The sequence below is a fragment of the uncultured Salinisphaera sp. genome, from assembly GCF_964012375.1.
In the GTDB taxonomy this organism is placed as follows: Bacteria; Pseudomonadota; Gammaproteobacteria; order Nevskiales; family Salinisphaeraceae; genus Salinisphaera.
Genome location: NZ_CAXGSH010000018.1, coordinates 37,969 through 44,849, shown reverse-complemented (window position 1 = coordinate 44,849; position 6,881 = coordinate 37,969). Strand labels below are relative to the sequence as shown.

General features: G+C 65.9%; 5 protein-coding genes. 3 read left to right on the top strand and 2 right to left on the bottom strand.

Annotation, left to right across the window (positions count from 1 at the left end; all coding sequences use genetic code 11):
* The first annotated feature begins 125 nt into the window (after positions 1 to 125).
* Positions 126 to 848, top strand: coding sequence for an aspartate/glutamate racemase family protein (locus ABNU97_RS05155; RefSeq protein WP_348765678.1), 723 nt, complete (start codon positions 126 to 128; stop codon positions 846 to 848).
* Positions 849 to 860: 12 nt separating this feature from the next.
* On the opposite strand, the gene mprF is transcribed toward ABNU97_RS05155, so the two are convergent.
* Positions 861 to 3,461 (bottom strand): bifunctional lysylphosphatidylglycerol flippase/synthetase MprF, encoded by a 2,601-nt coding sequence (gene mprF, locus ABNU97_RS05150; protein ID WP_348765677.1) that lies wholly within the window; start codon positions 3,459 to 3,461, stop codon positions 861 to 863.
* A gap of 360 nt (positions 3,462 to 3,821) precedes the next feature.
* On the opposite strand from mprF, the gene ABNU97_RS05145 reads away from it, so the two are divergent.
* Positions 3,822 to 4,178 carry a hypothetical protein gene (locus ABNU97_RS05145; protein ID WP_348765676.1) on the top strand — a complete coding sequence of 119 codons (357 nt, stop codon included), beginning with the start codon at positions 3,822 to 3,824 and terminating at the stop codon, positions 4,176 to 4,178.
* Positions 4,175 to 5,797: a hypothetical protein gene (locus ABNU97_RS05140; protein ID WP_348765675.1), complete on the top strand. Its 1,623-nt coding sequence runs from the start codon at positions 4,175 to 4,177 to the stop codon at positions 5,795 to 5,797. The genes ABNU97_RS05145 and ABNU97_RS05140 overlap by 4 nt, the downstream gene beginning before the upstream one ends.
* A gap of 69 nt (positions 5,798 to 5,866) precedes the next feature.
* On the opposite strand, the gene bla is transcribed toward ABNU97_RS05140, so the two are convergent.
* On the bottom strand, positions 5,867 to 6,751 hold the full coding sequence (gene bla / locus ABNU97_RS05135) for a class A beta-lactamase (RefSeq protein WP_348765674.1): 885 nt from the start codon (positions 6,749 to 6,751) through the stop codon (positions 5,867 to 5,869).
* Positions 6,752 to 6,881: the final 130 nt, after the last annotated feature.

Sequence of the window (6,881 nt, the reverse complement as noted above, 5' to 3'; positions counted from 1 at the left end):
TTGCATGGCTTGGTCATAGGATGGCCATGACGCGGCGCCATGCGCCTTGTATCGAGGCCTTTTGGGACACAAACGCGATCCGTGCATGAACAGATCAAAGGTTCCCCAACTTAAAAGAGCATTGCATGCGAATTCTTATCGCCAACGTCAACACCACCACCTCCATGACCGACGCCATTGCCGCCCAGGCACGGCGCGTGGCCGCCCCCGGCACCGAAATTGTCCCCCTTACGCCCGCGTTCGGCGCCGAATCGGTGGAAGGCAACTATGAAAGCTATCTCGCCGCGATCGCGGTGATGGAAACCATTCGTGCCTACGAGGGCGAATACGACGCCATCATCCAGGCCGGCTACGGCGAACACGGCCGCGAGGGGCTACAGGAGCTGTTCGACGTGCCGGTGGTGGATATCACCGAAGCGGCGGCGGCGAGCGCGATGTTCGTCGGCCACAAATACTCGGTGGTCACCACGCTCGACCGGGCCGTGCCGCTCATCGAAGACCGCCTGCTGCTGGCCGGCTTCGATCGGCGCTGTGCCTCGGTACGGGCCAGCGGGCTAGCCGTGCTCGATCTCGAACGCGACCCGGACGCCGCTATCGAGCGCATCGTCGAACAGGCCGTGGCCGCCGTGGAAGAAGACCGGGCCGAGGCGATCTGCCTGGGCTGTGGCGGCATGTCGGGGCTGACCCAGCGCGTGATCGAGCGTACCGGCGTGCCGGTGATCGACGGCGTGGCCGCGGCCGTGTGCCTGGCCGAAGGGCTGGTCCGCCAAGGCCTGACCACCTCCAAGAGCCGCACCTATGCGCCGCCGCGGCCCAAGCAGTTCAAGAACTGGCCACCCGGCAGCTAAGGCGGGCTGGGCTCAGCCGTGGCCGAGAATACGCCGGTAGCCGCCGGCGATCAGCGCCGCGATATCGATCTGTAGCGTCGATAGCGGCGTGTTGGGTGGATAGGCCAGATAGACCGAGTGCCACTCGGGGTGCCATTTGTCCTTGAACGCTTTCAGGCCCTTGTAGTTGTAGAAGCGGTTGCCGTGTTCGAAGGCAATACGGGCCAGCTGTTCGGCCGGGCGGGCCCAGGGCGTGTCGCCCACGCCGGCCAGCGGCGCCACGCCCAGACAGAACCAGTCATAGCCGGCCGCCTGTGCGGTCTGCATGAGCCGCACGAACAGGAAATCCATGGTGCCGCCGGGGGCATCGCCCATATGGCGCATGAGGTCGATGGAATACTCCTCCTTGTGGCCGTAGCTGGGCAGAATGCTGGCAAAGGCGATGATGCGCCCCGAGGCCTCGCGTACCACCGCAATCGGCGCGCGCTGGAGATAGTCGCGATCGAAACAACCCAGCGAGAAGGCCTTTTCGGCCGGCCTGTCGCCCAGCCAGTCGTCGGAGACGCCGGCCAGATCATCCAGCAGGGCCGTCTCGAACGGTGGTTCGAGCACTTCGAAGTCCAGCCCCAGACGCTGGGCACGATTGAGGGCCCCGCGCTTGTTTTCGTTGCGTTTGCCGGTCATGGAGAAGTCGGCGAGGCTCACGCGTGCGATCTCGCCCAGCTTGAACAGCACGAAGCCGTTGTCCAGATAGGCCGATAGATCGTCCGGGCCAACCTGATAGAACACCGGCGTACAGTGCTGGGCCTCGGCCAGACGCCGAAATTCGGCGATGGCCGTACGCCGGGCCGCGGCATCGCCCACCGGGTCCGACAACGCGATCAGGCGATTGCGCACCGCCGCATAGCCGAGCAGCGCTTCACGGTTCGCGCCGCTGTAGAACAGGGCCTTGTCACCCAACAGCAGCAGGTGGGAATAGCCGTTGGAGCCGTGCGCGTTCAGCCACCCCACCAGATCGTCGAGGGCGGGCCCGTCCGGTTTGTCCAGCGTCGGCTCCGGCCAGCGCGGCCAGGTCCAGATCACCAGCACGACCACGCTCAAGGAGGCCACCAGCGCACCGCGCAGGAATCGTGTCGAATGGATATCGAAACCGAACACCAGCGGGTTGAGCGGTCCGCCGTTATAGAACACCTGGCCGAGCAGCAGATAGCCGACGAGTGCAACCAAAAGCGCCAGCGTCCACGGCCAGGCGCTGAGCTGGCGCGACAGGCTGCCGTGTCGATCGAAGGTATCGCGCCCTGCCCACAGCAACGCAGCAACCGCAAGCAGCAGTGCACTCGTGCCCCAGTCCAGACCGCGTATCAGACCGAACAGGGCGCCAGCCAGCAGCAGCGCGATCGCAAGCCAGAGCGCGCGCCGCAGCCGCAGTGCCAGCCCGCGGGCCGCCACGATGAGCGTCAGGCCGACCACAACGCTTGCCAGATGACTGACCTCGACCGCTGCCAGCGGCAGCCATTGCGACAGCAGCCGGTTGTGCGACAACAGGTTGGGAAACGCCGCGCCGGCTAGCAGCAGCACGCCGGCCACGGCGGTCAGCCCGGATAGCAGTCGCAGCCCGAGATTGACGGCCTGCGACAGCGGCCAGGCCAGAATCGAAACCACCGGATGACTGCGCAACGTCGCCGCCAGACGCGAACGGGCCAGCATGTCGGCGCCCAGAAACAGCGCGACGATCAACGGCACCAGATAATAGGCGACTCGATAGAGCACGAGCGCGGCGACCGCGGTTTCGGTATCGCTGCCCTGGGCCACGAGCAGGCCGACCAGCGTGGCATCGAACACGCCGAGCCCGCCCGGCAGAAAGCTGAGAATGCCCAGCGTCGCGGCCAGCACGAAAGATGCAATCAGCACCGTCGGCGGCATCGCTTCGCCCAGCACGAACACACAGCTCCACAGCACGGCGACGGCCAGCAGCCATTCGATGACCGACATCGACACAAAGGCACCGGCCTGCGTCGCGCTCAGGCGCTCCACGGAGGCGAAACGCCCGACCCGCCCCAACGAAGTCATGGCCAGCAACAGATAGACCGGCAGATACAGCGCCACCAGTCCGAGCGCGGCGAGCACGAGCCATTCCGGCATGGGCGTGGCCCCCAGCACAGCCGGGCGCGCGATCAGGGTGAGCACCGCCAGCGCCGACAGCCCCAGCGGCAGGGCCGCGGCCACCAGGCCGGCATAGCGCAATGCTGCCGACGTGGCGACCCCGTCGCCGCTGAGCAGGAGCACGCGCAGACTGGAGCCGGTCAGCCCCGACAGACTGGCGACGTTGTTGATGCCGGTCACGATCATGCCCACGCGCAGGCCGGTGAGCAGACGCCGCCGATAGCCGATCACGCGTGCTGCGATCACGTCGTAGCCGGCCGTGGCGCCGCTTGCCAGCACGCCGCCGAGCGCGAGCATCAGCAGATAGGGCGGTGCGACCGCGGCCAGATTTTTCTGAATCGCGCGCAGATCCACATGCCGCGCTTCAAAGACCAGCAGCGCGACGACCACCCCAACCACGACGAACGGCATCACCCGTGCCAGCAAACGCCAGGGCGACGGCGATTCCATCACTTCGTTTTCGCGGGTCATTGCGGGCGCCATCCTCGTGCAGGTTGTGCAGAAGTTAGGCCGTTTCGGGCCGGCAAACAACAACACGCGGGCTTTTTGAACCGGCCTGAAAATCGGGGCACCGACAAAGCGTGCGGCACTGAACACACAACGACCCAGAATCGGCCTTTTGCAGGCCGCATGGCATGCCCAGGCCAAACGCGGCAGTATGCCGATCACCACCGCACCCTCTTCTGTTGCATGCCCCTCGCATCCGAATCCAAGCCAAACGCCCGCGCCCCGGCGCGCGCGCCGCTAAGCCTGCGTCGGGCGCTGCAACTTAGCTGGGCGGGGACGTGGCGCTTCGCCCTGGCAGGGCCGCCGATCGGCACCGCGCTATTCGTGGTCCCGGCAATGCTGCTTTCGCCTACCGGTTCGCCGTTGACCCATGACGAAGTGCTCGGCGGCTGGCTGTTCTTCTCGATATTCGCCTATTTCTTTGCCGGCCCCTCCGCGGCCGTGGCCGGGGCGCTGTATGGCTGGATGAAATACCGCAGCAGCCATCGCAGCCGCTGGGGCCTGGGCGCGCTCGCCGGCACGCTGGGCTGGCTGCTGCAGATTTCGGTCGCTGCGCTATGGGCCGCCGACGCAGAGCACCTGCAGGCCGTCGCTTTCACCCCGCTTGCACTGGCGGCCGGCGCGCTGTGCGGGCGGTTGTTCGACCTTGACCGCTCGACAGCCGGCGCTCCGCCACCATGAGAACGACGCCGACCGTCGTCTGTAGCGGGCGTCGTCGCCTCTGGCCCGCTGCCCTGCTGTCGCTATTGCTCGCGCTGGTGGTGATCGGCTGTAGCGCGCCTTCCGAGTCGGTCGCCGATATCCGCATGGTGCCTTGGCGCGGCGCCGACGGGCAGTTCGGTTTCTCGACCCTAGAGGGGCGCACGCTCGTCGAGCCGCGCTTTGCACAGGCCCGGCCTGGCGGTCACGGTTATGCGCCGGTCGCCACCGCAGCGGATCGCTGGGGGCTGGTCGATGCCCACGGCCGTATGGCGCTGGATTTTGACTATACAGCGATGGAGTTCCTCGACACGCCGCATGCCGCGCTGGTCGTCACCAAGACCGAATACAACGCCTGGTGGCGGGTGTGGGAGTGGCGTTTCTGGCCGGAGTTCAACATCCTGAGTACGTCGCATAACGGGCCCACGCTGGTAACCCGGGTGCCGCGCGCGATCTGGCGGGTGTACAACCCGAACACCGGCCAGACCCTCTATGAAAGCAACCGGGCCGACGACAAGAAGGGCGGCGCCCCCAGCCGTTACTGGCGCGACGACTGGAAGCCCGAGCGTTATCGCCCGGCCGATCTGTGGATCGGCCATTGGCCCGACGGCGCAGTGGTTATCGACGACACGCTGTATGCGAGCGACGAGGCCGGCCGTTTCGTCGCCGTGGCCGAAGATATACGCGACCGCCTTGCCGACGGCACCTTCCTGCAACGTATCGAAGATAAGCGCCATCGCCGTGTCGGCCGCGACGGCCGGCCGGTCGATAAGCAGATATTTACCGAACGCTTCGGCGTGCCGGTCAAGACCGACGACGGCGATACGATTATCTTGGCGCGCAGCGAGGTTTTCGAAGACGAAAACGGGCGCTTCTATCTCTTCCCGGATCTGTCGCGCGCGTTGCCCGCTGCGCTACCGGACTTTCGTTTCGACGATGGCAATTATCTGGCCACCACGGTGTTCGCCCAGCCGGGCGCGGTGGCTGCACTCACGCCGGTCCCGAACAGCCGGTGGTTTGCGCTCACGTCGCGGGTGACGCGCACCGGCCGAATCGAGCCGGGCACGACGCTGACGTTCTTCTTCGACAGCGACGGTCAATGGGCGCCCGATTGGGAGCCGCGCCCTGGCTTTTACTGCATGCTCGCCGACGGGCGCATGCTGTTTCGCCATGCCGAGCCTTATGGCGTGCTCTCACCCGATCTGACCTTCGAGTCGCTGCCCATGACCGACATGGGCAGCGGCGCGCTCGGCCCGCACCGCTATGCAGGCACGGACAGCGAAGGCCGCAAGGGCATCTACGACACCGAACACCACCGCTGGGTATTTCGAGCAGCGAACATCGCCCTCGACAGCACGGCGCTCGCGCCCGACCGGGTCGTCTACCGCGCCAAGAACGGCGAGGGCAAGGCTGTTGGCGAAGGTCTGCTCGACAGTCAGAGCGGCGACATCGTCGTCGCGCCGGTCTACGGCTATATCGAAGACGACGGCCGCGTGCTGTTCGAACCGGACACCGGCGAGCCGATCCACTTCTATATCGACCTGCAAACGGGCCGCGAATACCGCGACGGCGCAGCGCGACGGCCGTCGACTCAGCCCTAAGCCCGTGTGCGTACCGGCGACCGCCAGGCGTCGCGCCGTACGCGGACCTGGCGGTTCAGCGATACGTATTCACGCTGAGGCATGCCAACGCGCCACCGCCGCACCCACCTCGGCGAGCACGCGATCACGTTGGGCGTTCGATGCGTCCGAGCCCGTGTAATAGGTGGCAATCAATACCGGCGCGGCACCATGGGGCCTGGCAATGGCGATATCGTTGCCGGTGTTGTTGCCGCCGGAACCGGTCTTGTCGCCGATACGCCAGCCTTCGCCCAGGCCGGCACGCAGGCGGTTGTCGCCGGTTTCATTGGCTTCGAGCCATGCAATGAGCTGGTCGCGCGAGGCCGAAGTAAGACGATCACCCAACAGAAGCTTCTGCATGAGTGCCACCATCGCTCGCGGCGTGGTGCTGTCGTGCGGGTTGCCGGGGATGTATTCGTTGAGCGCTGTCTCGTAGCGATCCAGCCGGGTCACGTCATCGCCGAGCGAACGCATGAAGGCGGTGAGCGCTTCCGGTCCGCCCAGACTCTCGAGCATGAGGTTGCCGGCGGTGTTGTCGCTCAACGTGATCGCGGCGCGACAGATCGCGCCCAGACGCATGCCGCTGCCGGCATGCTTTTCGGTCTCGGGCGAATAGGTCACGAGATCGTTCGTGCTGTAGTCGATATGTCGGTCGAGCGACTCTTCGTTCGCGTCCACGCGGGAGAGGATCATCGCCGCGGCGACAACCTTGAACGTGCTGCACAAAAGAAAGCGCTCGTCGCCGCGATGGGCGATATGTCGATCGTTGCCGGTATCGAGCACGGCGACGCCGAGGCGGCCGCCGTGGCGCTTTTCAAGCTCGTGCACCGTCGCCGCGAAATCGTCAGTCTCGCGGGCAACAACCGCCGGCATACCGAACACTGATAGCGCGGCACCCGCGGTGAGTTGTTTCAGAACACGACGACGTGTGGCCACAAGACATATCCATGATGAGAACCGCGCGCGAGCTTAGCAGCGGTGTCCCCTGGGCATCGCCAACGGCCATCGAAGCACCCGGCCCGGCAAAGCTCGCTTCGCGGTTGCGTAATCGCTGCCGCACTCGTAA

Bases quoted from the DNA above. Each gene is read 5' to 3' on its own strand.
- ABNU97_RS05155 (WP_348765678.1), top strand. From the start codon at position 126: ATGCGAATTCTTATCGCCAACGTCAACACCACCACCTCCATGACCGAC.
- mprF (WP_348765677.1), bottom strand. From the start codon at position 3,461: ATGACCCGCGAAAACGAAGTGATGGAATCGCCGTCGCCCTGGCGTTTG.
- ABNU97_RS05140 (WP_348765675.1), top strand. From the start codon at position 4,175: ATGAGAACGACGCCGACCGTCGTCTGTAGCGGGCGTCGTCGCCTCTGG.